At 72.7% G+C, this 23697-nt stretch carries 20 protein-coding genes; 14 read left to right on the top strand and 6 right to left on the bottom strand.

From position 1 onward, the window contains the following. Nucleotides 1-4 precede the first annotated feature (4 nt). Nucleotides 5-1036 carry an adenosine deaminase gene (locus ACZ60W_RS25215; RefSeq protein ID WP_469757637.1) on the bottom strand — a complete coding sequence of 344 codons (1032 nt, stop codon included), beginning with the start codon at nt 1034-1036 and terminating at the stop codon, nt 5-7. Nucleotides 1037-1111: 75 nt separating this feature from the next. Between ACZ60W_RS25215 and ACZ60W_RS25210 the strand changes: the two genes are divergently transcribed. After that, entirely contained in the window at nt 1112-1789 is a 678-nt protein-coding gene (locus tag ACZ60W_RS25210) for a DUF4190 domain-containing protein (RefSeq protein ID WP_469757636.1), read from the top strand. 88 nt (nt 1790-1877) lie between these two features. On the opposite strand, the gene ACZ60W_RS25205 is transcribed toward ACZ60W_RS25210, so the two are convergent. Beyond that, the gene (locus ACZ60W_RS25205) at nt 1878-2426 is read right to left on the bottom strand and encodes an NADAR family protein (RefSeq protein ID WP_469757635.1); all 549 of its coding nucleotides are present in this window, start codon (nt 2424-2426) and stop codon (nt 1878-1880) included. A 175-nt stretch (nt 2427-2601) separates the two neighbouring features. Between ACZ60W_RS25205 and ACZ60W_RS25200 the strand changes: the two genes are divergently transcribed. The 8 genes from ACZ60W_RS25200 (at nt 2602) to ACZ60W_RS25165 (ending at nt 12322) form a co-directional block, all read left to right on the top strand. Beyond that, on the top strand, nt 2602-4116 hold the full coding sequence (locus ACZ60W_RS25200) for a gamma-aminobutyraldehyde dehydrogenase (RefSeq protein WP_469757634.1): 1515 nt from the start codon (nt 2602-2604) through the stop codon (nt 4114-4116). A 50-nt stretch (nt 4117-4166) separates the two neighbouring features. Further along, nucleotides 4167-5414 (top strand): ABC transporter substrate-binding protein, encoded by a 1248-nt coding sequence (locus ACZ60W_RS25195; protein WP_469757633.1) that lies wholly within the window; start codon nt 4167-4169, stop codon nt 5412-5414. A 44-nt stretch (nt 5415-5458) separates the two neighbouring features. After that, nucleotides 5459-6628 carry an ABC transporter ATP-binding protein gene (locus ACZ60W_RS25190; RefSeq protein ID WP_469757632.1) on the top strand — a complete coding sequence of 390 codons (1170 nt, stop codon included), beginning with the start codon at nt 5459-5461 and terminating at the stop codon, nt 6626-6628. Continuing rightward, a complete protein-coding gene (locus ACZ60W_RS25185; protein WP_469757631.1) occupies nt 6625-7551 on the top strand; it encodes an ABC transporter permease in 927 nt (308 codons plus the stop codon). Before ACZ60W_RS25190 ends, ACZ60W_RS25185 begins: the two co-directional genes overlap by 4 nt. Then, nucleotides 7551-8348 carry an ABC transporter permease gene (locus ACZ60W_RS25180; RefSeq protein ID WP_469757630.1) on the top strand — a complete coding sequence of 266 codons (798 nt, stop codon included), beginning with the start codon at nt 7551-7553 and terminating at the stop codon, nt 8346-8348. The genes ACZ60W_RS25185 and ACZ60W_RS25180 overlap by 1 nt, the downstream gene beginning before the upstream one ends. Nucleotides 8349-8384: 36 nt before the next feature. Next, complete coding sequence (locus ACZ60W_RS25175; RefSeq protein ID WP_469757629.1) at nt 8385-9803, top strand: NAD(P)/FAD-dependent oxidoreductase; 1419 nt, start codon at nt 8385-8387, stop codon at nt 9801-9803. A gap of 138 nt (nt 9804-9941) precedes the next feature. Then, nucleotides 9942-10421, top strand: coding sequence for a hypothetical protein (locus ACZ60W_RS25170; protein ID WP_469757628.1), 480 nt, complete (start codon nt 9942-9944; stop codon nt 10419-10421). Between the two features lie 98 nt (nt 10422-10519). After that, nucleotides 10520-12322, top strand: a complete 1803-nt coding sequence (locus ACZ60W_RS25165) for a chitinase (protein WP_469757627.1) — start codon at nt 10520-10522, stop codon at nt 12320-12322. On the opposite strand, the gene ACZ60W_RS25160 is transcribed toward ACZ60W_RS25165, so the two are convergent. Both ACZ60W_RS25160 and gabT read right to left on the bottom strand, forming a co-directional pair. Beyond that, entirely contained in the window at nt 12273-13022 is a 750-nt protein-coding gene (locus ACZ60W_RS25160; protein ID WP_469757626.1) for a phosphatase PAP2 family protein, read from the bottom strand. The genes ACZ60W_RS25165 and ACZ60W_RS25160 overlap by 50 nt on opposite strands. Nucleotides 13023-13140: 118 nt before the next feature. Next, entirely contained in the window at nt 13141-14475 is a 1335-nt protein-coding gene (gabT, locus tag ACZ60W_RS25155; protein WP_469757625.1) for a 4-aminobutyrate--2-oxoglutarate transaminase, read from the bottom strand. A 266-nt stretch (nt 14476-14741) separates the two neighbouring features. Between gabT and ACZ60W_RS25150 the strand changes: the two genes are divergently transcribed. Next, nucleotides 14742-17228 carry an ATP/GTP-binding protein gene (locus ACZ60W_RS25150; protein WP_469757624.1) on the top strand — a complete coding sequence of 829 codons (2487 nt, stop codon included), beginning with the start codon at nt 14742-14744 and terminating at the stop codon, nt 17226-17228. Nucleotides 17229-17357: 129 nt separating this feature from the next. Further along, complete coding sequence (locus tag ACZ60W_RS25145) at nt 17358-18911, top strand: PucR family transcriptional regulator (RefSeq protein ID WP_469757623.1); 1554 nt, start codon at nt 17358-17360, stop codon at nt 18909-18911. An 84-nt stretch (nt 18912-18995) separates the two neighbouring features. Here the strand turns inward: ACZ60W_RS25145 and ACZ60W_RS25140 are convergent, their stop codons facing one another. Continuing rightward, nucleotides 18996-19199, bottom strand: coding sequence for a hypothetical protein (locus tag ACZ60W_RS25140; protein ID WP_469757622.1), 204 nt, complete (start codon nt 19197-19199; stop codon nt 18996-18998). Between the two features lie 164 nt (nt 19200-19363). Here ACZ60W_RS25140 and ACZ60W_RS25135 point away from each other — a divergent pair, with 164 nt between their 5' ends. Together ACZ60W_RS25135 and ACZ60W_RS25130 are read left to right on the top strand one after the other, a co-directional pair. Further along, nucleotides 19364-20335: an EamA family transporter gene (locus tag ACZ60W_RS25135; RefSeq protein WP_469757621.1), complete on the top strand. Its 972-nt coding sequence runs from the start codon at nt 19364-19366 to the stop codon at nt 20333-20335. A 139-nt stretch (nt 20336-20474) separates the two neighbouring features. Further along, complete coding sequence (locus ACZ60W_RS25130; RefSeq protein ID WP_384885381.1) at nt 20475-21920, top strand: aldehyde dehydrogenase family protein; 1446 nt, start codon at nt 20475-20477, stop codon at nt 21918-21920. Between the two features lie 61 nt (nt 21921-21981). Here the strand turns inward: ACZ60W_RS25130 and ACZ60W_RS25125 are convergent, their stop codons facing one another. Next, nucleotides 21982-22284 (bottom strand): putative quinol monooxygenase, encoded by a 303-nt coding sequence (locus tag ACZ60W_RS25125; protein WP_469757620.1) that lies wholly within the window; start codon nt 22282-22284, stop codon nt 21982-21984. A gap of 170 nt (nt 22285-22454) precedes the next feature. Between ACZ60W_RS25125 and aroA the strand changes: the two genes are divergently transcribed. Then, nucleotides 22455-23690, top strand: coding sequence for a 3-phosphoshikimate 1-carboxyvinyltransferase (gene aroA / locus ACZ60W_RS25120; protein WP_469757619.1), 1236 nt, complete (start codon nt 22455-22457; stop codon nt 23688-23690). Nucleotides 23691-23697 lie beyond the last annotated feature (7 nt).

Below are 23697 nucleotides of genomic sequence, written 5' to 3'. Positions count from 1 at the left end.
GGCGTCAGCGCGCGAGCCAGTCGTTCGTGTACGTGTCGATCTCGGCGGCGATCAGCGCCTTGCCGGCCGGGTCGAGGAAGGACGCCTCCACCGCGTTCTTGGCGAGGCCGGCGACCCCGCGCTCGTCGAGGCCGAGGAGCCGGGCGGCGACGGCGTACTCGTTGTTGAGGTCCGTGCCGAACATCGGCGGGTCGTCGCTGTTGACCGTGACGAGGACGCCGGCGTCCACCATCTGCCGGATCGGGTGCTCGTCCAGGGTGGCGACGGCCCGGGTGGCGATGTTGGAGGTCGGGCAGACCTCCAGGGCGATGCGGTGCTCCGCGAGGTGGGCGAGGAGCGCCGGGTCCTGGACCGAGCTGGTGCCGTGACCGATCCGCTCGGCGCCCAGGTCCTCGAGGGCGTCCCACACGGTCTGCGGGCCGGTCGTCTCGCCCGCGTGCGGGACGGAATGCAGGCCGGCCGCCCGCGCGCGGTCGAAGTACGGCTTGAACTGCGGGCGCGGCACGCCGATCTCCGGGCCGCCGAGGCCGAAGGAGACCAGGCCCTCCGGGCGGATGCCGTCGGTGGTGGCGAGGCGGGCGGTCTCCTCGGCGGAGGCGAGGCCGGCCTCGCCGGGGATGTCGAAGCACCAGCGCAGGATGGTGCCGAACTCGGCCTCGGCCGCCTTGCGGGCGTCCTCGATGGCGGCCATGAAGGCGCGCTCGTCGATGCCGCGACGGGTGGAGGAGTACGGAGTGATGGTCAGCTCGGCGTACCGGATGTTCTGCCGGGCCATGTCCCGGGCGACCTCGAAGGTCAGCAGCCGGACGTCCTCGGGGGTGCGGACCAGGTCGACGACGGAGAGGTAGACGTCGATGAAGTGGGCGAAGTCGGTGAAGGTGAAGTAGTCGGCCAGCGCCTCCGGGTCCGTGGGGACCTTGGAGTCGGGGTGCCGGGCGGCCAGCTCGGAGACGATCCGCGGCGAGGCGGAGCCGACGTGGTGGACGTGCAGCTCGGCCTTGGGGAGGCCGGCGATGAAGGGGTGGAGATCGGTCATCCGATCATCGTAGGCCGGTCGGGTCCCCCGCAGGGGTGAGGTCGTAGCATGGCGTGACCACGATGGGGGAGGCCCATGTCTGACAACCGAGACCAGCCGCAGGGCGGGTACGACCCGGCGGACCCGTGGGCTCCGCCGAACCGCGACGGGGTGGAACTGAGCAAGGCGCCGTCACCGACGCCACCGCCCGTGCACGACCAGATGACGGTGACGTCGATGCCGGCGGCGCCCGGCGACGTCCCGCCGCCGCCGGTGGCCCCGGGCGGCCCGGCGGCGACGCCCGACGCCTACGGCTACCCGCCGGCGACGCCGGGGGCCTACGGCTATCCGGCCGCCCCGGCTCCGCAGCCGGCCGCGCCGGCCGCGTCGGGCTACGGCTACCCGGGCTACGGCTCGGGCTACGCCGGCCAGCCGGGCTGGCAGCAGTCCCCGTCCAACGGGATGGGGACGACCGCGATGGTGCTCGGCATCATCGCGGTGGCCGGGTTCTGCATGTACGGCCTGGGCGTCGTCCTCGGCGTCCTCGCGCTGATCTTCGGCGTCATCGGCCTGAAGAAGGCGAACCGGGGCGAGGCGACGAACCGGGGCATGGCCATCGCGGGCATCGTCCTCGGCTCCGTCGGTGTCCTGGTGAGCGCCGTCTTCCTCGGCTTCATCATCTGGGCCATCGCCCAGGACTCCTCGACCTTCGAGGACTCCGGCACCGACGAGGACCCGTTCGCGTCGAGCCTGGTGCTCGAGACCACCCGCTGACGCCCCGCGCGACCCGGGCCCCGCACCTCATGGAGGTGCGGGGCCCGTCGTGTGCCCGGGGCGGGGCGACCCGCGCGTCGGGCGGCGGCTAACCGGCCGCCAGCCGCTCCCGGGCCTCCATCAGGGCGAAGCCCAGGAGGTTGAGGCCGCGCCAGCGGGCCGGGTCCTGGGCGCGGGGGTCGTCGGCGGCCAGCCCGATGCCCCAGACGCGGTCCATCGGGCTGGCCTCCACCAGGACGCGGTGGCCGGTGCCCAGCAGGAACCCGGCCAGCGCCGGGTCCGAGGCGAACTTGTGGACGCTGCCCTCGACGACGACGCCGAAGCGCTCCCGCTCCCAGACCGCGTCGTCGAACCCCCGCACGAGGCGGCCGGCCGCCTTCGCCTGGGCGGGGGTGGCGGCGGTCAGCGCGGCCCGCTCGGCCTCGGCGTCCCCGAAGAGCCGGGCCTTGGCCGCCATCATCCAGTGCTCCGCCGTCGCGTACGCCACGCCGTCGACCGTGAAGGGCGAGGGCCACCACTGGCTGAGACAGCTCGCGGAAAGGCGACCGTCCGGACGCGGACGGTGACCCCAGAAGAGCAGCCACTTCACGCGGTCACCCCTGTTGACCTGCTGTGTCAGCTCGTCGATCTTCTTCATGCATGGGAGTGTGGCAGCCGCCACGGACACTCCGTACGGAGATTTTCCGGCCGCCTCGACACATGGTCGACCGATTCCGTCGCGTAACCAAAAGGCAACAACGGAATCACTTGTTGGGGCACTTTCACCATGTCAGGATCGGCACTCAAATCGAGCTGGGACAACGGAGAGCGTCATGGGCAACCGCTTCCAGGTGACGGACCGCTTCGCGGACGGCGCACAGTACATCGGCGGGCGGCTCCGGGCCGGGACCTCCGGCCGGGAACACAGCGTGATCGACCCGGCGACGGGGGAGAGCGTCTACACCTACGCGCTCGCCTCCACCGCCGACGTGGACGAGGCCGTCGCCGCCGCCAAGGCCGCCTTCCCGGGCTGGTCGGGCGCGACCCCGGGCGAGCGATCCGACGCGCTGCACCGCCTCGCCGGCGTCCTCGCCGAGTGGGCCGACGACCTCGCGCGGGTCGAGTCGCTCCAGTGCGGCAAGCCGCTCCGGCTCACCACCGAGTTCGACGTGCCCGGCACGGTCGACAACACGGCCTTCTTCGCCGGCGCCGCCCGTCACCTCCAGGGCCAGTCGGCCGCCGAGTACAGCGGCGACCACACCTCCTACGTCCGGCGCGAGCCGATCGGCGTCATCGGCTCCATCGCCCCCTGGAACTACCCGCTCCAGATGGCCGCCTGGAAGATCCTCCCGGCGATCGCCGCCGGCAACACGATCGTCCTCAAGCCGGCCGAGCTCACCCCGCTGACCTCGCTGATGTTCGCGCAGGCCGCGAAGGAGGCCGGCATCCCCGACGGTGTGATCAACGTCGTCAGCGGCTCCGGGCGGGTCGTCGGCGAGCACCTCGTCGGCCACCCCGACGTGGTCATGACCTCCTTCACCGGCTCCACCCCGGTCGGCAAGCGGGTCGCCGAGGTCGCCACCGCCACCGTGAAGCGCCTCCACCTCGAACTGGGCGGCAAGGCACCCTTCCTCGTCTTCGACGACGCCGACCTGGAGGCCGCCGCCCACGGCGCCGTCGCCGCCTCCCTCATCAACAGCGGCCAGGACTGCACCGCCGCCACCCGCGCGTACGTCCAGCGCCCGCTCTTCGACGCCTTCGTCGCCCGTGTCGCCGAACTGATGGAGACCGTCCGCGTCGGCGACCCCTTCGAGCCGACCACCGACCTCGGCCCGCTCGTCAGCCACCGCCACCGCGACAGCGTCGCCGCCTTCGTCGAGCGCGCCCGCGGCTACGCCACCGTCGTCACCGGCGGCGAAGCGCCCGGCGGGGACCTGAAGGACGGTGCGTACTATCGACCGACCCTGATCACCGGGGCCGCGCAGGACAGCGAGGTCGTGCAGTCGGAGATCTTCGGGCCGGTCCTGGTCGCGCTGCCCTTCGACGGCGACGACGAGGGCATCCGGCTCGCCAACGACACCCCGTACGGCCTCGCGGCGTCCGCCTGGAGCCGCGACGTCTACCGGGCCAACCGCGCCACGCGGGAGATCAAGGCCGGCTGCGTCTGGGTCAACGACCACATCCCGATCATCAGCGAGATGCCCCACGGCGGCACCAAGGCGTCCGGCTACGGAAAGGACATGTCGGTGTACTCCTTCGAGGAGTACACGCAGGTCAAGCACGTGATGTTCGACAACACCGCGGTGGCGGCCAAGGACTGGCACCGCACGATCTTCGGGGACCGATAGCAGCCTGCCGCCCGACCAGCGGCTCACACCATCCCGAAAGGGCACAGCGCATGGAGCAGTACGAGCCCGACAGCCTGTCCCCCGCGCAGCGGGCGGCGATACGGCGCAGTCTGACGAGCGGCCGGGGCGCGCTCAGCCGCCGTTCGATGCTGCGGGCGGGCGGCGTCGGCGCGCTCACCCTCGGCGGCCTCGCCGGGCTGAGCGCCTGCGGCATCCCGCCGGCCAAGCGGGAGGGCCAGGGTCCCGCCTCGACGGACGTCTCGGCGAAGGAGAAGACCGTGGCCTTCTCCAACTGGACCGAGTACATGGACGTCAGCGAGGACGAGAAGTCCCGCCCCACCCTGGAGGCGTTCACCCGCCGCACCGGGATCAAGGTCAAGTACACCGAGGACATCAACGACAACGTCGAGTTCTTCGGCAAGATCAAGCCGCAGCTCGCGGCCGGCCAGGACACCGGCCGCGACCTGATCTGTGTCACCGACTGGCTCGCCGCCCGGATCATCCGGCTCGGCTGGGCGCAGAAACTCGACGCCTCGAACCTGCCCCACGCGTTCGCGAACCTGTCCGCCCAGTTCCGCACCCCCGACTGGGACCCGGGCCGCGCCTACTCCTACCCGTGGACCGGCATATCCACCGTCATCGCCTACAACGTGAAGGCGACCGGCGGGAAGAAGGTCGACTCGGTCAGCCAGCTCCTGGACGACCCCACCCTCAAGGGCCGCGTCGGCTTCCTCACCGAGATGCGCGACTCCGTCGGCATGACCCTGCTCGACCTCGGCAAGGACCCGGGCCACTTCACGGACGCCGACTACGACGCCGCGATCGGACGCCTCCAGAAGGGCGTCGACAAGAACCAGATCCGCCGCTTCACGGGCAACGACTACACCTCCGACCTGGACAAGGGCGACCTGGCGGCCTGCCTCGCCTGGGCCGGCGACGTCATCCAGCTCCAGGCGGACAACCCCGACATCCGCTACGCGATACCGGCCGCCGGATACATCACCTCCAGCGACAACCTGCTCGTCCCCGCGCAGTCCCGGCACAAGACGAACGCCGAGAAGCTCATCGACCACTACTACGAGCTTCCGGTCGCCGCCCAGCTGGCCGCGTACATCAACTACGTCTGCCCCGTCGACGGGGTGAAGGACGAGCTCGCCAAGATCGACCCCGAGCTCGCGAACAACACGCTGATCCTCCCGGACAAGGCGATGGCCAAGAAGTCGCACGCCTTCCGCTCCCTCACCAGCGCGGAGGAGACGGCGTACGAGGAGAAGTTCGCCAAGCTCATCGGCGCCTGAGCCCGACGTCGTCCACCCCCTCTCACTCCCCGGGACCACACCCCATGACTGACCAGACTGCGCACACCGGAAAGACCACTGGCGGCGGCGACGTCCGTCTCACCGGGATCAGCAAGTCGTACGGCTCGTTCACCGCCGTCCACCCGCTGGACCTGACCGTCCCGCAGGGCTCCTTCTTCGCCCTCCTCGGCGCCTCCGGCTGCGGCAAGACCACCACGCTGCGGATGATCGCCGGCCTGGAGGACCCGAGCACCGGCACCGTCTTCCTCGGCGACACCGACGTCACCGACCTCCCGCCGTACAAGCGGCCGGTCAACACCGTCTTCCAGTCCTACGCGCTCTTCCCGCACATGGACATCACCGAGAACATCGCCTTCGGCCTGCGCCGCCGCGGCATCAAGTCGGTGAAGAAGCAGGTCGACGACATGCTGGAACTCGTCCAGCTCGGCGACAAGGCCCACCACAAGCCCCACCAGCTCTCCGGCGGCCAGCAGCAGCGCGTCGCCGTGGCCCGCGCGCTCATCAACCACCCGCAGGTTCTCCTCCTCGACGAGCCGCTCGGCGCCCTCGACCTCAAGCTGCGCCGTCAGATGCAGCTGGAGCTCAAGCGGATCCAGACCGAGGTCGGCATCACCTTCGTGCACGTCACCCACGACCAGGAGGAGGCCATGACGATGGCCGACCAGGTCGCGGTGATGAACGGCGGCCGGGTGGAGCAGCTCGGCGCCCCCGCCGACCTGTACGAGAACCCCCGGACCACCTTCGTCGCCAACTTCCTCGGCACCTCCAACCTGATCGAGGCCGAGGTCCTGGAGACCGGCTCCGAGGTGCTCGTCACGGCCGGCGGCGGCAGGCTCCGGATCCCCGGCGACCGCTGTACCTCCGCCGTCCGCCAGGGCGGCAAGGTGCTCGTGGGCGTCCGCCCCGAGAAGATCTCGCTCGTGCCCGCCGACGACGCGGACTCGATCGCCGACGGCCGCAACCGGGTGACCGGACGGATAGCCGACTCCTCCTTCATCGGCGTCTCCACCCAGTACGTGGTGAACTCGCCGGCGGGCGCGGAGCTCCAGGTCTACGAGCAGAACGTCGACCGCCGCGCGGGACTCCGCCCCGGTGCCGAGGTCGTCCTGCACTGGAACCCGGCGCACACCTTCGGCCTCGACGCGGCCCAGGACATCGACGCGGGCGTGGAGACGGTGGAGGACGCCGCATGACCGCGACCCTCGTGAAGGACGCGCCGCCCACCGAGGAACCGGTGCTGCGCAAGCCGTCCGCCCGCAAGCGGCTCGTCCCCTACTGGCTGCTGCTGCCCGGCATCGTCTGGCTGCTCGTCTTCTTCGCGCTGCCGCTGATCTACCAGGCGTCGACCTCCGTCCAGACCGGCAACCTGGAGGAGGGCTTCAAGGTCACCTGGCACTTCGCCACCTACTGGGACGCCTTCCAGGAGTACTGGCCGCAGTTCGTCCGCTCCCTGCTGTACGCCGGGACCGCGACCGTGCTCTGCCTGCTCCTCGGCTACCCGCTCGCGTACCTCATCGCCTTCAAGGCCGGCCGCTGGCGCAACCTGCTCCTCGTCCTGGTCATCGCGCCCTTCTTCACCAGCTTCCTCATCCGGACGCTGGCCTGGAAGACGATCCTGGCCGACGACAGCCTCGTGGTCGACGCACTGAACACCCTGCACGTCCTCGACGTGACGAGCTGGCTCGGCTGGACCGAGGGCGACCGCGTGCTCGCCACCCCGATGGCCGTCGTCTGCGGTCTGACGTACAACTTCCTGCCCTTCATGATCCTGCCCCTCTACACCTCCCTGGAGCGGATCGACGGACGGCTGCACGAGGCCGCGCAGGACCTGTACGCCTCACCGGCGACCACCTTCCGCAAGGTCACCTTCCCGCTGTCGATGCCCGGCGTCGTCTCCGGCACCCTGCTCACCTTCATCCCGGCGAGCGGCGACTACGTCAACGCCGAACTGCTCGGCTCGACCGACACCAAGATGGTCGGCAACGTCATCCAGTCGCAGTTCCTGCGGGTGCTCGACTATCCGACGGCCGCCGCGCTCTCCTTCATCCTCATGGCGATCGTGCTCCTCATGGTCACCGTCTACATCCGCCGAGCGGGAACGGAGGACCTGGTCTGATGCGCTGGATCCGTCGCAACCTGGTCGTCATCGCGGGCCTGCTGACGCTCGCGTACATGATCCTGCCGAACGTCGTCGTCATGGTGTTCTCGTTCAACAAGCCGAACGGGCGCTTCAACTACTCCTGGCAGCGCTTCTCCCTGGACGCCTGGAAGGACCCCTGCGGCGTCGCCGACATGTGCCAGTCGCTGTCGCTGTCGCTCCAGATCGCCGCCTGGGCGACGCTGGGCGCCGTCGCCCTCGGCACGATGATCGCCTTCGCGCTGGTCCGCTACCGCTTCCGGGCGCGCGGCGCGATCAATTCGCTGATCTTCCTGCCGATGGCGATGCCCGAGGTCGTCATGGCCGCCTCGCTGCTCACCCTCTTCCTCAACATGGGGATCGAGCTGGGCTTCTGGACGGTCCTCATCGCCCACATCATGTTCTGCCTGTCGTTCGTCGTCACGGCGGTCAAGGCCCGGGTCATGTCCATGGACCCCCGCCTGGAGGAGGCCGCGCGCGACCTCTACGCGGGCCCCGCGCAGACCTTCCTGCGGGTGACCCTGCCCATCGCCGCGCCCGGCATCGCGGCCGGCGCGCTGCTCGCCTTCGCGCTCTCGTTCGACGACTTCATCATCACCAACTTCAACGCGGGTCCCGACACCGTCACCTTCCCCATGTTCGTGTGGGGCTCGGCGCAGCGCGGAACCCCCGTTCAGATCAACGTCATCGGCACCGCGATGTTCGTCCTCGCGGTACTGATGGTCATGGCCGGACAGATCGTCGCGAACCGGCGCAAGAAGACAGCAACAGCCTGACCGGGCCCCGGTCAGGCACCGAAGGAGTTGGAAACCATGGCCCCAGTCGCCATGCGTCTCGCTGCCACATCTCTCTCCGACGCCCAGCCCGTCCCCTTCTGGCTGGAAGACCCCGGCAAGCCCGGCGCCCTGCCCGCCCTCACCGGCACCGAGAAGTGCGATCTCCTCGTCGTCGGCGGCGGCTACAGCGGACTGTGGACCGCGCTCCTCGCCAAGGAGCGCGACCCCGCCCGGGACGTCGTCCTGATCGAGGGGCGCGAGGTGGGCTGGGCCGCCTCGGGCCGCAACGGAGGCTTCTGCGCCGCCTCCCTGACCCACGGCTTCGGCAACGGGCTCGCCCGCTGGCCGCAGGAGCTGGCGCGGCTGGAACGGCTCGGCGAGCAGAACCTCGACGGCATCGAGGAGGCGGTCGCCCGCTACTCCCTGGACTGCGACTTCGAGCGCACCGGTGAGATCGACGTGGCCACCGAGCCGTACCAGGTCGAGGAACTGACCGAGATGTACGAGGAGATCGACCGGCTCGGTCTCGCGGACGGCCTGGAACTCCTCGACCGGGACGCCGTCCGGGCCGAGGTCGACTCGCCGACCTTCCTCGGCGGCCTCTGGGACCGTCGCGGCGTCGCCATGCTCAACCCGGCCAAGCTGGCCTGGGGCCTGAAGCGGGCCTGCCTCGACCTGGGCGTCCGGATCTTCGAGAACACCCCCGGCCTCGAACTGGTCTCCGTCGGCGCCGGCATGGGCGTGCGCACCCCGTACGGCCGGATCGTCGCGGAGAAGGTCGCGCTCGGCACCAACGTCTTCCCGTCGCTGGTCAAGCGCGTCCGGCCGTACACGGTCCCGGTCTACGACTACGCCCTGATGACCGAGCCGCTCACCCCCGAGCAGCTCGCCTCCGTGGGCTGGAAGAACCGGCAGGGCCTGGGCGACTCCGCCAACCAGTTCCACTACTTCCGGATCACCGCCGACCACCGCATCCTCTGGGGCGGCTACGACGCGATCTATCCCTTCGGCGGCAAGCTGAACGCCGACATGGACCACCGTCCGGAGACCTACCTCAAGCTCGCCGAGCATTTCTTCCGCTGCTTCCCGCAGCTGGAGGGGGTGCGCTTCAGCCACGCCTGGGGCGGTGCGATCGACACCTGCTCGCGCTTCTCGGCCTTCTTCGGCACGGCGCACCGGGGCAGGGTGGCGTACGCGGCGGGCTTCACCGGCCTCGGTGTCGGCGCGACCCGCTTCGGCGGGGACGTGATGCTCGACCTGCTCGCGGGGGAGCGCACCGAGCGCACCGAGCTGGACATGGTCCGCTCCAAGCCGATGCCCTTCCCGCCCGAGCCGATCGCCTGGGCCGGCATCGGCATCACCAAGTGGGCCCTCGCCCGCGCCGACGACAACGGCGGCCGGCGCAACCTCTGGCTGAAGACGATGGACCGGTTCGGTCTCGGCTTCGACAGCTGATCCCGGGACGGGCCCCGACGCTGCCCACCTGCTGTGACTCACATCACAACCGATGGGTAGGCGAAGTCGCGTAAGAGCGGCCGCCGCCCCCGCTCTCTCCGTGTGGACACCGTGTCCACACGGAGAGGAGACGTTGCGATGACTGGTACGGGGGCTTCCGGGACCAAGAGCGCGGTGGAGTGGCTGGCCTCGGTCGCCCCCGATCCCGACGCCTGCCGGTGGGAGTGGGAGCGCAACCCGCACGGGGTGGCGCTGCTGCCCGCCGGCCGGCGGTGGGACGTGCTGATCCTCCCGGGCGAGCTCGGCGGCGCGACGCTCGACGTGCTGAACCGGCTGGTGGACCGGCCGGGACCGGTCCTCGCCGACTTCGGCGAGGCGCGCATCGGCTTCTTCGTCCCGCCCGGCACCGTCACCCGCTGGCTCGGCACCGGGGTGCGCGGCGCGGGCGCCGGCACCTGGATCGTGGTGCCGTATCCCGGGCGGGTGACCGGCGGGGTGCGCTGGCTGGTGGCCCCGGACGGGACGGGCACGCTCAACGACGCCTCCCTCCTGGAGCTGGCGATGCACGAGGCCGCGGGCCTGCTGGCCGCGGGGCCGGGCGGGGGCGGCGGGGGCTGACCGACCGCCAGGAACGAACAGAGGTCTTGACCACTTGATTGGTCTGGACCATGCTGTGGCGCGCTCCCACCTCGATTCCCCCACCCCCGGAGGCAGTTGTGGACCGCACCAGACCCCTCACCCTGCTGTTGGCGGGCGCCCTCGCCGCCGGCGGACTCCTGGCCCTGACTCCCCAGGCCGGGGCCGCCGACGCCGAACTCGCCCGCAACGGCGGCTTCGAGGCCGGCCTCGACGGCTGGACCTGCACGGCCGGCAGCGGAGCCGTCGTCAGCTCCCCCGTCCACGGCGGCACCAAGGCGCTCCAGGCCACCCCGGCCGGCAGCGACAACGCCCGCTGCTCCCAGACCGTCACCGTGAAGCCCGGCTCCACCTACACACTGCAGGGCTGGGTCCGCGGCAGCTACGTGTACCTCGGCGCCACCGGCACCGGCACCACCGACGTCTCCACCTGGACCGGCTCCGCGCCCGACTGGCAGCGCCTGTCGACCACCTTCACCACCGGCGCCTCCACCACCTCGGTGACGATCTACACCCACGGCTGGTACGGCACCCCCGCCTACCAGGCCGACGACCTCTCCCTCTACGGCCCCGGCGGCGACCCGGTCACGCTGCCCACCGCCCCCACCGGTCTCGCGGCCGGCTCCCCGACCTCCACCACCGTGCCGCTCACCTGGGCCGCGGTCTCCGGCGCCACCTCGTACAACGTCTACCAGGGCGCCACCAAGATCCAGACGGTCACCGGCACCTCGGCCACCGCGACCGGTCTCACCGCCTCCACGCCGTACACCTTCCAGGTCTCCGCGGTGAACAGCGCGGGCGAGTCCCCGAAGTCCGCCGCCGTGACCGCCACCACCACCTCCGGCGGCGGAGGCGGGGGCGGCGCCCTGCCCGCCCACGCCCTCGTCGGCTACCTCCACGCCAGCTTCGCCAACGGCTCCGGCTACACCCGGATGGCCGACGTCCCCGACTCCTGGGACGTCATCAACCTCGCCTTCGGCGAGCCCACCTCGGTGACCTCGGGCGACATCCGCTTCAGCCTCTGCCCCGCCACCGAATGCCCGAACGTCGAGTCGGCCGCCGAGTTCAAGGCCGCCATCAAGGCCAAGCAGGCCGCCGGCAAGAAGGTCCTCATCTCCATCGGCGGCCAGAACGGCCAGGTCCAGCTCTCCACCACCGCCGCCCGCGACACCTTCGTCTCCTCCGTCTCGAAGATCATCGACGAGTACGGGCTCGACGGCCTCGACATCGACTTCGAGGGCCACTCGCTCTCGCTGCAGACCGGTGACACCGACTTCCGGAACCCGACCAGCCCGGTCATCGTCAACCTCATCCAGGCGGTCAAGACCCTCAAGGCCAAGTACGGCGCCACCTTCGTCCTGACCATGGCCCCGGAGACGTTCTTCGTCCAGCTCGGCTACCAGTACTACGGCTCCGGCCCCTGGGGCGGCCAGGACCCGCGCGCCGGCGCCTACCTGCCGGTCATCCACGCCCTGCGCGACGACCTCACCCTGCTGCACGTCCAGGACTACAACTCGGGCTCCATCATGGGCCTGGACAACCAGTACCACTCCATGGGCGGCGCCGACTTCCACATCGCGATGACCGACATGCTCCTCACCGGCTTCCCGGTCGCCGGCAACACGGACCGCTTCTTCCCCGCGCTCCGCGCCGACCAGGTCGCGATCGGCCTCCCGGCCTCCACCCAGGCCGGCAACGGCCACACCGCCCCGGCCGAGGTGAACAAGGCCCTGGACTGCCTCACCAAGAAGACCAACTGCGGCACGTACCAGACCCACGGCACCTGGCCCGCCCTCCGCGGCCTCATGACCTGGTCCATCAACTGGGACCGCTTCAACCAGTGGGCCTTCTCGAAGAACTTCGACGCGTACAACTGGAGCTGACCCCCAGGATCAGCACCCCCAGGCAGAGACTGGCCAGCACGTCCAGCGGCCAGTGGAAGCCCCGCAGGACCAGACCGGTCCCCGTCACCGCCGTCAGCACGGCGGCGACGGGGACCAGCCGGTTCGAGACCAGGAACGCGGCGCCGAAGTAGGCCACCATCGCGGTGGCCGTGTGGCCCGACGGGTAGTAGCCCTGGGCCCAGGGCTCCAGGGGGCCGGGGCGGGCCGTCCACTCCTTGAGCGGGATCACCACCAGCGGCACGGCGGCCATGGCCAGGGCCGCGTGGAGGGCGGCGGCGCGCCGGCCGCGCAGCCAGGCGTAGGCCATCGCGCAGACGAGCACGGGAAGGGCGACCGTCATGTTGCCGAGGTCGGAGGCGAGTTCGCTCAGCCACCGGGGGACCGTGTCCACCACCGCGCGGGACGCCCGCTCGTCGAGCCTGGCCAAGGGGCCGTGGACGAGCACCTGCCAGGTCACGACGGCGAGGGCGACGAGCGCCGAGAAGAGAGCCGGCCGCCCTGGAACAGGGGGGGTGGTTCCAGGGCGGCCGAGGGGATCGGGCTGCCGCCCGCCCCGGGGGGTATGGGGCGTGCGGCCATCCGATCGGTGAGGAGTCCCGGAGCCCGAGGCACCGGTGGTGTGCGCGATGGCACGAGGTGGACGGGGCTGGGGAGGCTCCGCCCGGGGTGTTTCTCTCATCTGCAGAAACCGTACGCCAGAGAAGAGGGGGCCGACAGCGGGAAGCGTATCCCGCCATCGGCCCCCCACAGAGTCTTCACACCGTGTGTGAGTTCCGGGTCGTGAGGACCCGGAGGACTCAGATCTGGGCGAACGCGTTCTCGATGACGTCGAGGCCCTCGTTCAGCAGATCCTCGCCGATGACCAGCGGCGGCAGGAAGCGCAGCACGTTGCCGTAGGTGCCACAGGTCAGGACCAGCACGCCCTCGGCGTGGCAGGCCTTCGCGAGCGCGCCCGCGGCCTCCGGGTAGGGCTCCTTGGTCGCGCGGTCCTTGACCAGCTCGATCGCGATCATCGCACCGCGGCCGCGGATGTCGCCGATGGCGTCGAACTTCTCGGCCATCGCCGACAGGCGGGCCTTCATGAGCTCCTCGATGCGCTGCGCCTTGCCGTTGAGGTCGAGCTCCTTCATCGTCTCGATGGAGCCCAGCGCGGCGGCGCAGGCCACCGGGTTGCCGCCGTAGGTGCCGCCCAGACCGCCGCCGTGGACGGAGTCCATGATCTCGGCGCGGCCCGTCACGGCGGCGAGCGGCAGACCGCCCGCGATGCCCTTGGCGGTGGTGATGAGGTCGGGGACGATGCCCTCGTCCTCACAGGCGAACCACTGGCCGGTGCGGCAGAAGCCGGACTGGATCTCGTCCGCGACGAAGACGATGCCGTTGTCGTTGGCGAACTTCACGATCGCCGGCAGGAAGCCCTTGGCCGGCTCGATGAAGCCGCCCTCGCCGAGCACCGGCTCGATGATGATCGCGGCGACGTTCTCGGCGCCGATCTGCTTGGTGATGTTGTCGATCGCCTGGGCCGCGGCCTCGGGGCCACAGTTCTCCGGGCCCGTGGGCCAGCGGTAGCCGTAGGCCACCGGCACGCGGTAGACCTCGGGCGCGAACGGACCGAAGCCCTGCTTGTACGGCATGTTCTTCGAGGTCAGCGCCATCGTCAGGTTCGTACGGCCGTGGTAGCCGTGGTCGAAGACGACGACGGCCTGGCGCTTCGTGTACGAACGGGCGATCTTGACCGCGTTCTCGACGGCCTCGGCGCCCGAGTTGAACAGCGCGGACTTCTTCGCGTGGTCGCCCGGGGTCAGCTCGGCCAGCGCCTCGCAGACCTCCACGTAACCCTCGTACGGCGTCACCATGAAACAGGTGTGGGTGAAGTCCTGGAGCTGCGCGGACGCGCGGCGCACGACGGCCTCGGCGGACGCGCCGACCGAGGTCACGGCGATGCCGGAGCCGAAGTCGATCAGACGGTTGCCGTCGACGTCCTCGATGATGCCCCCGCCGGCCCGCTGGGTGAAGACGGGCAGCGTGGAGCCGACGCCACCGGCGACCGTGTCGAGACGGCGGGCCTGAAGCTCCTGCGACTTCGGACCGGGGATGGCGGTGACGACGCGCCGCTCCTGCGGGACAGCGTTCATGCGGGGCTCCTGGGGATGTTCTGGACGCACTTGCGGGTTTCCTCCGCAGGCTAGGCGCGGAGGAGGGCCTCGGGCATGCGCCGATCGGGAGTGATGGGGGTGTGTCGTTGTCCGGGATGGACAGGGCCCCTCCGCTCCCGCCTCCCGCGACCGTCCCGCCGGTGATCGGCCGTACGGGTGGTCGAAACCCCTCCGGGGAGGTCCCGGCCCACTAGATTGACGGTGGCACAGACGCGGCGACCTGGCTGGTCAGGGGGCAGGGGTTCATGGAGACCGACGGCACGTACGAGTCACGCGACACCACGGGGGGCGCGGTACCGCGCCCGGCGGGGCCGCCGACCGGTGCTCCGGCCCACGCCGTGCCCCCGCCGCCGGCCGGGCCCCCGCAGGGGTCCGCCCGTCCCGCCCCGCCCGTGGTCCCGCCCCGGCCACCCGGCGTCCCGGGGGCGCCCACGGCGCCGGCCGGCGCCCCGGGAGCCCCCGCCGGGCCCGCCTCCGCCGTCGCCGCCTGGCTCGACGCGCCGCGCCCCGAGACCGCGCCACCCGGCGTCTGGCGGTTCCGGCACGTGCCCCCGCCGCCGCCCCGCGAGGCCCGGCGGCTCGCGCCCGTCACCGTGGTCGGCCTGCTCATCCCGCTGGTCGTCGGACTGCTGCTGTGGTCCGCCTGGCGACGCGGCGTCGTCCCGTACCAGTGGATCCCGCTCGCCACCTTCACCCCCGGCGACTGGTGGTACGCCGGCGGGACGTCCCCTCGCGACTGGCACGGCGCCGAGGCCCACGTCGTCTACGACGGGGTCTTCTTCGCCGGCCTCCTCTACGCGATCGCCCGCCTCGGCGCCTGGGCGGAACTCGCCCGCCACCTGCTCGCCGACCGCCGGCCGCCGGCGCGCGCCGCCCTCGCGGCCGGCGCGGCGCTCGTCGCGCTCACCTTCGTCTGGCCCGACGCCTTCCCCGGCGTCGGCTGGGAGCCGCTGCCGGTCGTCGGCCCCGTGCTCTCCCTGGTCGTGCTCGTCGGCGGCGGCTACGACGTGCTCGCCTCGCCCTTCCTCGTGTACACCGTCTACACGGTGATCACCGCCGCCGTGCTCTGGCCCTTCGCCCGCCTCGGCGCATGGCTCGACCTGGCCCGCGCGTGGCTCCGGGCCCGCGCCGAACGCGGCACCGCGGCGCCCGCGCCACCGCTCGACGCCGCGGCGCCCATGCCGCTCTCGCAGTGGCCCGGACTGCGGGCCGCGGGGGAGCGGCGGGCCGCCGACCTGCTCGCCGCCGAGGTCCACGCCGGACGGATGAACGACGTGGACTGCGCCCGCGTGCGCCGGCACCTGGACGGGCCGGGGCGCGGCGCCGTCGACACCGTGCTGCGCCAGGGCGCGGCGGCCTGGGCCCACCCCTCGGGCGCCCGCGACCTGCCCGTCCGCGCCGCGACCCACGACCTGCTGCTCGGGCAGGTCCGGATCGGCCGCTGCGTCGCCGAGGAGCGGAACCCGGCCCCGTACCGCGGCGCGGGCCTCGCCCTCGACCCGGCCGCACTCGGCACCTCGCTGCTCGTCGTGGGGCCCTCCGGTGCCGGGAAGACCGCCCGGCTGACCCGCCCGGTCGTCGAGTCCCTCACCCTCCAGGCCCTCACCGGCGGCTGCGCCGTCGTCGCGGTCGGCGCCGCCGACGCGCAGCTCGGCCCCGACGACGCCTACGACGTGGTCGTCAGGCCGGGCGACCCCACCTCGCCCTACGACCTCGACCTGTACGCCGGCCTCACCGACCCCGACGAGGCGGCGGCCCTGCTCGCCGAAGGGCTGGTGGGGGACGTCGAGCACCTCGACGCCCGCCGCGCCGCCACCGTCCTCGCCCAGCTGATCGGCCCCTACCGGGCCGCCCACGGCCGCTTCCCCTCGGTGCCCGCCCTCCGCGAACTGCTCGAAGCGGGGCCGGAGACCCTGGCCGCCCTGCTCGACCGGCTGCCGGCCGACGGCCCGGCCACGATGCGCCGCGAGCTGGAGGCCCGCATCCGGCAGGCCGGCACGGCGGCGGACGCCGGGCCGCTCCTCGCCGACCGCCTCGCGCTGCTCGACCGTCCCGTGTTCGCGGAGTTCTTCGGCGCCGACGCGGGAGGCGTACGGCCCTTCTCCCTGAAGTCCGTCGCCCACCACCCGCTGCGGGTCCGCGTCACCCTGCCCGAACGCGGCCACGAGGAGGCGTCCCGGCTCCTCACCCGGCTGCTCCTCGCCCAGTTCCACGCGGCGGCCAGGACCGCCGGCACCCGCGGCCACTTCGTCTGCCTCGTCCTGGACGACGCCACCGGGGCCGTCACCCCCGGCACCGTCCGCTCCCTCCAGCGGCTCCGCCCGCAGAACGCCGGCGTCGTCCTCGGCCTGCGCACCCTGGGCGAGGTGCCCGAGAGCCTGCACGGCCCCCTGCTCGGCTCCGTCGGCTGCCGGGTGGCGCTCGCCGGCATCACCACCTGGGACGGCCGGGGCTTCGCCGAGACCTGGGGCAAGGAGTGGGTGGAGACCACCGAGGTGGCCCACCACACCGTCTTCGCCAACCAGCCGATGACCCGGTTCATCCACGCCCTGCGCAAGAAGGTCACCGGCAAGGCGGTCACCACCGACGCCGTCACGACCCGCAAGGTCGAACGGGAGCGCTGGTCCGCCTCCGAACTGGCCCACTCCCTGCCGCCCGGTCACGCCGTCGTGTCGCTGACGACCGTCGGGGGCGCCCACACGCCCCCCGTCCTCGTCGACCTCCGCTCCTGACCCTCCCGCCCCCGATGGCCGAGACCCGTCCGTCCCGTGTGGCTGAGCGGGCACCCCTCGGTCCTGGCACAATCGGGGGCGCCGCTCAGCTGAGCGGCGCCCCCTCGCTCAAAGGTCCGACGGTCTCCCATGCCGCCCACCCTCGCCTCGCTCGTGCAGCACTCCGCCCTCAAGCTCGTCGTCCGTGCCGGTGAGGACCGCCTGGACACGCCCGTCCGGTGGGCGCACGTCAGCGAGCTCGCCGACCCGGTCCCGTACATGGAGGGCGGCGAGCTGCTGCTCACCACCGCGTTGACGCTGGACGCGGAGGACCTGGAGGCGATGCGCCGCTACGTGCGGCGGCTGCTCGGGGCCGGGGTGGTGGGGCTCGGCTTCGCGGTCGGGGTGAACTACGAGGAGATCCCGCCGGCCCTGCTGGACGCGGCGCGCGAGGAGCACCTGCCGCTCCTGGAGGTGCCCAGGAGGACCCCGTTCCTCGCCATCAGCAAGGCGGTGTCGGCGGCGATCGCCGCCGACCAGTACCGGGCGGTGACCGCCGGGTTCGAGGCCCAGCGCGAGCTGACCAGGGCGGCGCTCTCCGAGGGCCCCGAGGCCGTGGTCGCCCGGCTGGCGGCGCACGTCGACGGCTGGGCGGCGCTGTACGACACCTCCGGCACGGTCGTCGCCGTCTCGCCCGAGTGGGCGGCCCGCCGGGCGGCCCGGCTCACCACGGACGTGGAGCGGCTGCGCGACCGGCCGGCGCCGGCCAGCGCCGTCGTCGGCGGTACGGACGACCGGGTCGAGCTCCAGTCGCTGGGCACCGGACGCCGGGTGCGGGGCGCCCTCGCGGTCGGAACGGGCGCGCCCCTCGGCACGGCCGAGCGGTACGCGGTGCACTCGGCGATCGCGCTGCTCACCCTGACGACGGAACGTTCCCGCTCGCTCCAGGCGGCCGAACAGCGGCTGGGCGCGGCGGTGCTGCAGATGATGCTCGAAGGCCGGCCGGACCACGCGCGCGCGGTGGCGGGCGACGTGTACGGCGGGCTGCTGGACGCGCCGTTCCGGCTGCTCGTCGCCGAGGCCGCCGGGGGAGAGGCGGCCGGCGAGCCGCCGCTGCCGGTGCTCGCCGAGGCCCTGGAGGCGGCGGCCGCCCGGGCCGGCGAGGCGGTTCTGGCGGTTCCCGTCAGCGGGGAGCGGCTCGTCGTCCTGGCCGGTGACGGCGGCGCGGTCGTCGCCGCCTGCGAGGGGTACGCGGAGCGCGAGGCGGACGACGTCGGCGTCGTCGTCGGGCTCTCGGCGCCCGTCGCCGCCGGGGCGGCCGCCACCGCGTACAAGCAGGCCGAGCAGGCGCTGTCGGTGGCCCGGCGGCGGGGCCGCGCGCTCGTCGAACACGAGGACCTGGCGGCGGGCTCGGTCCTGCCGCTCCTCGCCGACGATGCCGTCCGCGCCTTCGCCGACGGGATGCTGCGGGCCCTGCGGGAGCACGACGCGACCGGGCGGGGCGACCTGGTCGCCTCCCTGCGCGCCTGGCTCTCCCGGCACGGCCAGTGGGACGCCGCCGCGGCCGACCTGGGCGTCCACCGCCACACCCTGCGCTACCGGATGCGCCGGGTGGAGGAGATCCTCGGCCGTTCGCTGGACGACCCGGACGTCCGCATGGAGCTGTGGCTGGCGCTGAAGGCGACCGGCGAGGGCGCGGAATGACGGGCTGACGGAAGGGCGCGGTGAGACGTGGCGGACGGCGCGGCGACGGGTGACGGACGGACGGCGCAGCCGTCCGGCGCCGGGTCAGCCGTCCGCGGACGCGTCGCCGTTCGAGCCGCCGTCGCCCCGGATGCCCCGGCGACGGTTGTCGCGCGCCATCTCGCCGCCCAGCAGGGTCACGGCGGCCACTGCGCGGACCCAGCGGGGGCCGCCGCGGGCCGCCCAGACCACGCAGACGCAGCCCCCGACGGCGAGGAGCAGGACGCCGATCAGTACGTAAAGAATCATGTCGTTCCCCCAGGTGGTCGTGCGGTCCGGGCCATCCTGTCATCCACGGCGGACGGGCTGAAGGGCCACGCACAGGGCCCGCGACCGCCCGGGTTCCGGTGATCCTGCCCGGATCCGGGCAGTTTTCCTGGCCGTTCGGCCCCGGACTCCTTACTCTCCTGGGCATGACAAGCCCTGCCGTCGATCCGGCCCCCGAGGCCGGACAGGCCGCCCCCGCACCCCGTACCGTCGGGACCCCCGCCCCCGCCCGCCGGATCACCGGCGCCGTCTGGGCCGCCCTCGGCATCGTGTACGTCGTGTGGGGGTCGACCTACCTCGGCATCCGGGTCGCCGTCGAGACGATGCCGCCCTTCCTCTCCGCCGGCACCCGCTTCGTCACCGCGGGCCTGCTGCTCGCCGGGATCATCGCCTGGCGCCAGGGCCCGGCCGCGCTCAAGGTCACCCGCCGGCAGCTCGGCTCCGCCGTCCTCATCGGCCTGCTCCTCATCCTCGGCGGCAACGGCCTCGTGGTCCTCGCCGAGACCTCCATCCCCTCCGGCCTCGCCGCGCTCCTCATCGCCGTCGTCCCCGCCTGGGTCGTCCTGCTGCGCGCCGCCACCGGGGAGCGCCCCGGCCTCGGCGCCGTCGGCGGCGTCCTGCTCGGCCTGGCCGGCCTCGCCGTCCTCACGCTGCCCGGGCTGAGCGGAGAGGTGAAGATCGGCGGCGTGCTCCTCGTCGTCGTCGCGACCCTGCTGTGGTCGGTCGGTTCGTTCTCCTCCGCCCGCATGCCGCTGCCCCCGAACCCGTTCACGGCCAGCGCGTACGAGATGGTCGCCGGCGGCGTCGGCGGGCTCCTGCTCGGCCTCGTGCGCGGCGAGCACCACGGCCTCGACGTCGCCGCGATATCGGGCCGGTCCTGGGCGGCCCTGGCCTACCTGATCCTCTTCGGCTCGCTGCTGGCCTTCACGGCGTACGCCTGGCTCCTCCAGGCCGCCCCGCTCTCCCTCGTCGCCACCTACGCCTACGTGAACCCGGTCGTCGCCGTCCTGCTCGGCGCGCTCGTCCTGAACGAGGCCCTGACCTGGCCCCTCCTGCTCGGCGGCGCGATCGTCGTCGGCGGCGTCTGTCTGATCGTCTCGACCGAACGGCGCGGGTGACCCCGGCCCCTTCGGCCAATTAGGACAGAGGTCCGCCCCCATCACTCCACACCGGACAAGCCCACGTCCGGCGCCCCGGCCCTAACGTGTCACGAGAGCAATCGCTCGCACCCCCCGATACGGAAAGGGCCGGGACGCAATGACGACCACCCACGCCTTCTGGCTCGCCGGCCGCGAGGCCACCGGCGAGGCCACCTTCGACGTCACGAACTCGTACGACGGACGTCTGGTCGGCAAGGTCAGCGTGCCCACCGAGGCCCAGGTCGAGGAGGCCGTCGCCGCCGCGCACGCCGTCGTCGACGAGTTCGCCGCGACCCCGGCGCACGTCCGCGCCGCCGCCCTCGACCACGTGTCGAAGCGGCTCGCCGAGCGCACCGAGGAGATCGCCCTCCTCATCTCCGCCGAGAACGGCAAGCCCGTCAAGTGGGCCCGCGGCGAGGTCGGCCGCGCCGTCTCCGTCTTCCGTTTCGCCGCCGAGGAGGCCCGCCGCTGGAACGCCGGCGAGGCCCAGCGCCTGGACACCGAGGCCGGCGGCGTGGGCCGGCTCGCGCTGACCCGCCGCATCCCCAAGGGCGTCGTGCTGGGCATCGCCCCGTTCAACTTCCCGCTGAACCTCAGCGCCCACAAGGTCGCCCCGGCCATCGCCGTCGGCGCCCCGATCATCCTCAAGCCGGCCCCGTCGACGCCGATCTCCTCCCTGATCCTCGGCGAGATCCTGGCCGAGACCGACCTGCCGGCCGGCTCCTGGTCGATCCTGACCGTGCCGAACGACCGCATGCCGGCCCTCGTCCAGGACGAGCGCCTCCCGGTCATCTCCTTCACCGGCTCCGACAAGGTCGGCTACGCCATCCAGCAGTCCGTGCCGCACAAGCACTGCACCCTGGAGCTCGGCGGCAACGCCGCCGCCGTCGTCCTGCCCGACTGGTCCTCCGAGGAGGACCTGGACTGGGCGGCGAGCCGGATCGCCACCTTCTCCAACTACCAGGGCGGCCAGTCCTGCATCTCCGTGCAGCGCGTGATCGTCGACTCCTCCGTCCACGACCGCCTGGTGCCGAAGATCGTCGCCGCCGTCGAGGCCCAGGTCACCGGTGACCCGTCCGACGCCGCCACCGACGTCGGCCCGCTCGTCGACGAGGCCGCCGCGCAGCGCGTCGAGTCCTGGGTCGACGAGGCCGTCGCGGCCGGCGCCAAGCTCCTCACCGGCGGCAAGCGCGAGGGCGCGACCTACGCCCCGACCGTCCTCACCGAGCTCCCGGCGGACGTCACGCTGGCCCGCGCCGAGGTCTTCGGCCCGGTCCTGACCATCGCGAAGGTCGACGGCGAGGCCGAGGCGTTCGCCGCGGTCAACGACTCCGACTTCGGCCTCCAGGCCGGCGTCTTCACCCGCGACCTGCAGACCGCGTTCCGCGCCCACCGCGCGCTCGAGGTCGGCGGCGTGATCGTCGGCGACGTCCCGTCCTACCGCGCCGACCAGATGCCGTACGGCGGTGCCAAGCGCTCCGGCGTCGGCCGCGAGGGCGTCCGCTACGCCATGGACGACTACACGTACGAGCGCGTCCTGGTCCTCACCGGACTGGCGCTGTAACCCGTACGCCACGAGGCCAGGCGGCCCGAGCCCACTGTGCGGGGGCTCGGGCCGCCTTTCGTCATGCCACCGGGGCGTCGACCAGCCGCACCACCTCGGCCGGCCCCGCCCGGAACGCCTTGTTCGCCACGGCGGCGGCCGCCATGTGCGGGGCCGCGTCGTGCGCGGCGAGCGCCTCGGCCGAGGCCCAGCGCTCGATCAGCACGAAGCGGTCCGGGTCGTCCGCCACCCGGTGCAGGTCGTAGCGGAGGCACCCGTCCTCCGCCCGTACCAGGGGTGCGAGCGCCTCGAAGGCGGCCACCTGCTCCCCGCCCCGTCCGGGCAGGGCGGTGACGTGAACGATGATCCTGATCGGCTGCGACATGACGCGGACCCTACGCGGACCCACGCCCCGGCGGCCGGGAATTCCGCCAGGGGGACAGCCGGCCCGCCCCGGCGGGCCGCTCGCCCGCGCGGAGGGCGGGCGGCCGCCGACCGGGTCCACGTTCCGGACCGTCCGGCGGGAGGGGCGTCCCGCGCGGCAGGATGGCCGGCGTGACCGTCATCGAGATTCCCGGCTCCAAGTCCGTCACGGCCCGCGCGCTGTTCCTCGCCGCGGCCGCGGAGGGCACCACGACGTTGCTGAGGCCGTTGGTCTCGGACGACACGGAAGGCTTCGCGGAGGGGCTGGGGGCGCTGGGGTACGCGGTCCGGCGGGAGGCGGGGGAGTGGCGCGTGGAGGGCCGCCCCGCGGGCCCGGGGGCCGAGGCGGCGGAGGTGTACTGCAGGGACGGCGCGACGACCGCCCGCTTCCTGCCGACGCTGGTCGCCGCGGGCCACGGCACGTACCGCTTCGACGCGTCGGCGCAGATGCGGCGGCGTCCGCTGCGGCCGCTGACGGAGGCGCTGCGCGCGCTCGGGGTGGACCTGCGGCACGGCGCGGAGGAGGGGCACCACCCGCTCGCGGTGCACGCCCGGGGGGTGAAGGGCGGGGCGCTGACCCTCGACGCGGGGCAGTCGTCGCAGTACCTGACGGCGCTGCTGATGCTGGGTCCGCTGACGGCGGAGGGTCTGGACATCACCGTCACCGACCTGGTGTCGGAGCCGTACGTGGAGATCACGCTGGCGATGATGCGGAGCTTCGGCGCGGAGGTGCGCCGGGAGGGCCGGACGTACCGGGTGGCGCCGACGGGGTACCGGGCGAGGACGTACGGGATCGAGCCGGACGCGTCGACCGCGAGCTACTTCTTCGCCGCTGCGGCGCTGGAGCCGGGCCGCTCGGTGACGGTGCCGGGCCTCGGCCGGGGCGCGCTCCAGGGCGACCTGGCGTTCGTGGACGTGCTGCGCCGCATGGGGGCGGACGTCGAGATCGGCGAGGAGGCGACGACGGTCCGGTCGACGGGGGCGCTGCGGGGCCTGACGGTCAACATGCGGGACATCTCGGACACGATGCCGACGCTGGCGGCGATCGCGCCGTTCGCGGACGGCCCGGTGCGGATCGAGGACGTGGCGAACACCCGCGTGAAGGAGTGCGACCGGCTCGACGCCTGCGCCGAGAACCTGCGCCGGCTCGGGATCACCGTCCGCACGGGCCCCGACTGGATCGAGATCCACCCCGGCACCCCGGCGGGACCGGTGGAGATCGCCACCCACGGGGACCACCGGATCGTCATGTCGTTCGCGGTCACGGCCCTGCGCACGCCCGGGATCACCTTCGACGACCCGGGGTGTGTGAAGAAGACGTTCCCCGACTTCCACCGGGTCTTCGACACGTTCGTCCACACCCCGTGAAGACCGC

It is taken from the genome of Streptomyces sp. NPDC104202, from assembly GCF_055584185.1.
The sequence above is the reverse complement of the archived record's forward strand: the minus strand, read 5'-3'. Positions and strand labels throughout refer to the sequence as shown.

Bases quoted from the DNA above. Each gene is read 5' to 3' on its own strand.
- ACZ60W_RS25125 (WP_469757620.1), bottom strand. From the start codon at position 22,284: ATGTCGCAGCCGATCAGGATCATCGTTCACGTCACCGCCCTGCCCGGA.
- ACZ60W_RS25130 (WP_384885381.1), top strand. From the start codon at position 20,475: ATGACGACCACCCACGCCTTCTGGCTCGCCGGCCGCGAGGCCACCGGC.
- ACZ60W_RS25140 (WP_469757622.1), bottom strand. From the start codon at position 19,199: ATGATTCTTTACGTACTGATCGGCGTCCTGCTCCTCGCCGTCGGGGGC.
- ACZ60W_RS25195 (WP_469757633.1), top strand. From the start codon at position 4,167: ATGGAGCAGTACGAGCCCGACAGCCTGTCCCCCGCGCAGCGGGCGGCG.
- ACZ60W_RS25215 (WP_469757637.1), bottom strand. From the start codon at position 1,036: ATGACCGATCTCCACCCCTTCATCGCCGGCCTCCCCAAGGCCGAGCTG.
- ACZ60W_RS25135 (WP_469757621.1), top strand. From the start codon at position 19,364: ATGACAAGCCCTGCCGTCGATCCGGCCCCCGAGGCCGGACAGGCCGCC.
- ACZ60W_RS25160 (WP_469757626.1), bottom strand. From the start codon at position 13,022: ATGAGAGAAACACCCCGGGCGGAGCCTCCCCAGCCCCGTCCACCTCGT.
- ACZ60W_RS25200 (WP_469757634.1), top strand. From the start codon at position 2,602: ATGGGCAACCGCTTCCAGGTGACGGACCGCTTCGCGGACGGCGCACAG.
- ACZ60W_RS25210 (WP_469757636.1), top strand. From the start codon at position 1,112: ATGTCTGACAACCGAGACCAGCCGCAGGGCGGGTACGACCCGGCGGAC.
- ACZ60W_RS25145 (WP_469757623.1), top strand. From the start codon at position 17,358: ATGCCGCCCACCCTCGCCTCGCTCGTGCAGCACTCCGCCCTCAAGCTC.
- ACZ60W_RS25175 (WP_469757629.1), top strand. From the start codon at position 8,385: ATGGCCCCAGTCGCCATGCGTCTCGCTGCCACATCTCTCTCCGACGCC.
- ACZ60W_RS25150 (WP_469757624.1), top strand. From the start codon at position 14,742: ATGGAGACCGACGGCACGTACGAGTCACGCGACACCACGGGGGGCGCG.
- ACZ60W_RS25185 (WP_469757631.1), top strand. From the start codon at position 6,625: ATGACCGCGACCCTCGTGAAGGACGCGCCGCCCACCGAGGAACCGGTG.
- ACZ60W_RS25190 (WP_469757632.1), top strand. From the start codon at position 5,459: ATGACTGACCAGACTGCGCACACCGGAAAGACCACTGGCGGCGGCGAC.
- gabT (WP_469757625.1), bottom strand. From the start codon at position 14,475: ATGAACGCTGTCCCGCAGGAGCGGCGCGTCGTCACCGCCATCCCCGGT.
- ACZ60W_RS25205 (WP_469757635.1), bottom strand. From the start codon at position 2,426: ATGAAGAAGATCGACGAGCTGACACAGCAGGTCAACAGGGGTGACCGC.
- ACZ60W_RS25170 (WP_469757628.1), top strand. From the start codon at position 9,942: ATGACTGGTACGGGGGCTTCCGGGACCAAGAGCGCGGTGGAGTGGCTG.
- ACZ60W_RS25180 (WP_469757630.1), top strand. From the start codon at position 7,551: ATGCGCTGGATCCGTCGCAACCTGGTCGTCATCGCGGGCCTGCTGACG.